This is a genomic window from Acidisphaera sp. L21 (genome assembly GCF_009765685.1).
Taxonomy (GTDB): Bacteria; Pseudomonadota; Alphaproteobacteria; order Acetobacterales; family Acetobacteraceae; genus LMUY01.
In genome coordinates, this window is the sequence record NZ_LMUY01000093.1 from 68,699 (window position 1) to 72,133 (window position 3,435).

A 3,435-nucleotide genomic window follows, 5' to 3' on the forward strand; every position below is an offset into this window, starting at 1 on the left:
CGGCTGTGGCTCGATCCGTTGAAGTCCCATGGGCTCAACGATGTTGGAGCCGACAAATATATCAATTGTTGAAGATACCGAGGCATTATCCAGGTTGAACGTTACCTGCGTACCTGCCTGCGATCGCCCCACCGGCTCGAAGTCTACAGTGAGGCCGGTCCCTTCAGATTTCGCGGTTTCATGGCTGTAAGGTCCCCGACCCAGAAAACCAGCGATGCCCGCGGCTACAAATAGGACCATGACCCAGCGGCCAACTTGCTCAGCCCGGCGCCAAAGGTGCTCAAACCGCTGATCAAATCCAACCTCAAGCTCTTCGTTGACGCGATCCGCACCTTGCATGGGGGCTGAACAACAGGCTCTGCAGCGAGTTCCGGTTACTGCCGTCGAATTGGTCAGCAGAGATTAGGAGACAAAGAGGCCTGTGCGGCACGCAGCGCGATGGGGTATTCGGAACGCCCCTGCGAATAGGGGCGTTGCCGGATCTTCGACGGATGGAGAGCGCCATGATCAATATCACGGAATTCGCTGCTGTCCTGCTTGTCTTTATGCTGGGTATCTCAAGCGTGGCCTTTGCGGCTGGCGGCTCATCGTCCGGGGGGAAGTGGTGGATCCTTATCCGCTGGCTCGTCATCCACGGGAAGTGCTGCAACTGGCTCAGGCTCAACTCCGTCAACTGGGGCAAGCTCCGTCTCGGGTTCTCAACCGGTTCCCGGCAAGCGCAAGGCGGTAGAAGATCGGCTTCGGCAAACCGGCGACGCGCCAAGCCCCTCAAAGGATCAGCCGGAAATGCAATCTCTCAACCAGATTAGTCGCCAAGTGGCGCCCGGTGCTTCCGGTGCCGGAACCGGAAGCAGGCCGCTAAGATCTGGTGCGGGCCCGAACGTTGCGGCTGGAGCCGTCGGATAACAGCATATGCGCCCGGCAGGACTCGAACCTGCGACCAAGCCGTTATGAGCGGCCCGCTTTAACCAACTGGGCTACAGGCGCACAGGCGGTATGGGTGATGCACGACGGATCCGGCTTATCAAGGCTAGATTCCTGCCCTTGGTAAGCATCCACGATCCAGAGGCAGGTTGAAGCGGAAGTAGAGTCCCCTACCCCATTCCGAGCTGGCGAGCTTCGCTCTTGGGAACTGCTGGCCGCGAGGGGTTCATGATAATGCCACCCTTTCCCACGTCGACGCTGGCTTCCGGATAACCGCCATAGCTAACGTCAGTGCCTCGAGGCATGAGGCTTTCGTTTTCCGCTGCAGTTCAAAGCCTGCTCCAAACTGGGAGTGAATGGCCGCCCAGGTGACTGGGGTGCTTTTGGTCAACACGTGCAGTCGGTATGCCAACCAGATATAGACATCAATTGCCATACTGCGGGCGCCGATGGCCTTAATGGCTTCCTCCCGCACAGGAACCGGGTGTGCCTTTAGGCTTTGCCAGAAGCCATCGTCTAGCCGCACCTTGTCTTGCCATAGAGACGGCTGGTTTTCGTCCGCAACGCCTGTGAGCGATATTGCATCTCGCACGAAGGCGCCATTATGGCGGTGCTCTGCGCCTCCTCGATCGGTAAAGAATGTTAACCGACAGGCCGAAATACGTCGCGCCTGTTCAGAGACAAGGCGATAAGTCTGTCCGCCTGTGGATAGGCTCATTCGGATCATCCAGCTCTTCATCGACCGACCGAGTTCGACCTCCGGAGAGCCCGTGCGAATGGCTTCGGTCTGGAGATACAGCAGGATCAGCCGGGCGAATGACCCGTAAGGCACTCCGATCAGGTCGCCAGCGCTGTCGATGCCTGATTCGACAAATAGCTTTGTAGCTCCACCTTCTCGTTTCCAATGCGGGCCGGCGATGCGTTTATGAGGTAAGCTGGTCATTGCAAAGCCGGCATGGGTGATGCCAAGCCGAAACTCTTCATCCGCAAGAACCAGGGCAGCAGCATCAATAGCCTGTCGTTGGCCTTTGCTGTCAGCCTTTGCTCGGGCTCCATCCAGACCATGCTGAACGATTAGCTGATGAACCTCACCCATGAACAAACACTAGCCCTGGCTATGTCCTGCCGATCAAGAGGGGACTCTACTTCCACAAGCTATTTGGAAGGCTATTAGACTTAGTTATTAGCTGTGGAAGTAGAGTCCCCTGGATAACCACGAGTCGCGGAACCAAAGTCCCCTCCTTAAGCGGAAGTAGAGTCCCCCGGATAACCGTCCAGCCTGTGGATAAGTTCCGCCAAAGTGCAGCGGGGACGACGCACAGAGACGAGTCGTCGTAAGTCCGCGCTAGCCTCGGGAGTGTGAAGTAGATCTAGCGCTATTGCCTTTTAGAACGCATGCTACTGTATGGTTAAGCTAAACTTTGGACGGAGCCTGAGGCCGCTGATGGAGCACAGTAACCAAGAGGCTTTCGCAGCCTTCGCTGACTTGGCGGACACGGCCTGGAAGCTGAGGAACGCTCTGCTCCAAACCAAAAGCTTCTCACTCATGGTGGTCCAGCTTGAGGATGCGGTTCTCAAAATCGAAGAATCATTGGCCCAATTAGAAGCTGACTTGCAGAGGGGCTCACGAGGTCAGTAATAATGGTGTTCACTGAACACCATGGGATCAAAGAACTGGGTCTGGACGTCCGCGATGGCGGGCTTCGTCGGCCAGGGCGTCAAACGCGCCCCATTCGAATTCTGAGTCGACGGGCAGCATGGTCTGCAACGCGACGTGGATATCCCGCAGGGAGCGTTTCCGGCTCACCGACAGTGCTGCCTGGTAGCCGGCGTCGTAATCATCGCAGAATTTAGGGTTGATGGTGAGCGGCCTTGCGTCGAACAAAATCTTAACGCCGTGGACGGCATCGGTTCGTCGGAGCGGATAAATTGCAACGATCGCCGTGCGGAGATAGGCGGCCAGCCACTCAACGGCCTGCTTGATCAGATCAGGGGCAGATAGAAAAGAGACCGGCAGCATTGCAGACCGATCTCCAATTCTGACGGTCATCGCGGTCCCCTGCTGTACCGTAACAACACCGTACCATAGCCGCAGTGCCACCTGGGACAAGGAATATTCCTGGCGAACATCCTAGGGGGGTCAGGGCCGCCAATGAGGCCCGGCAGTGGCCTACCCGTCCACGACGCGAGAGCCTGAACAAGTGCGAAGGCAATCGCAAACGAGCCGAGCCGGGATTACGGGCGTTACCTGGTTCGTCACCTCTTTGCGTCACCCGATTTGTTACCCGAGATGTCACCTGACGATGAGCTTCAGCGTTCGAAGAGAGGTCAGTCTGTTTCTCACAGATCAAGGCACCCTAGACGGGTGGTATTAAATTGAAACGAACGGCATCCAGGGGCCGCTTTGGTGGCTCACTCGTGCCGTTTAAGTTCCTCCAGAACCTCCTGCACCTTCTCGACGGCTTCGGCAGCGGTGATAGGGCGGCCCTCTGCCGCGATCATCCCGCCAGC

General features: G+C 57.3%; 3 protein-coding genes and 1 tRNA gene. All 4 read right to left on the minus strand.

Features of this window, described 5'->3' with window-relative positions; translation table 11 throughout:
• Positions 1–339 (minus strand): hypothetical protein (locus GSQ76_RS31245; RefSeq protein WP_216851149.1); only part of this gene is annotated, 339 nt, incomplete at its 3' end.
• A gap of 574 nt (positions 340–913) precedes the next feature.
• Positions 914–987, minus strand: a tRNA-Ile gene (locus GSQ76_RS18890).
• 163 nt (positions 988–1,150) lie between these two features.
• Positions 1,151–2,020, minus strand: coding sequence for a replication protein RepA (locus tag GSQ76_RS18895; RefSeq protein WP_335904917.1), 870 nt, complete (start codon positions 2,018–2,020; stop codon positions 1,151–1,153).
• A 570-nt stretch (positions 2,021–2,590) separates the two neighbouring features.
• Complete coding sequence (locus tag GSQ76_RS18900) at positions 2,591–3,034, minus strand: hypothetical protein (protein WP_158745681.1); 444 nt, start codon at positions 3,032–3,034, stop codon at positions 2,591–2,593.
• Between the last annotated feature and the right edge of the window lie 401 nt (positions 3,035–3,435).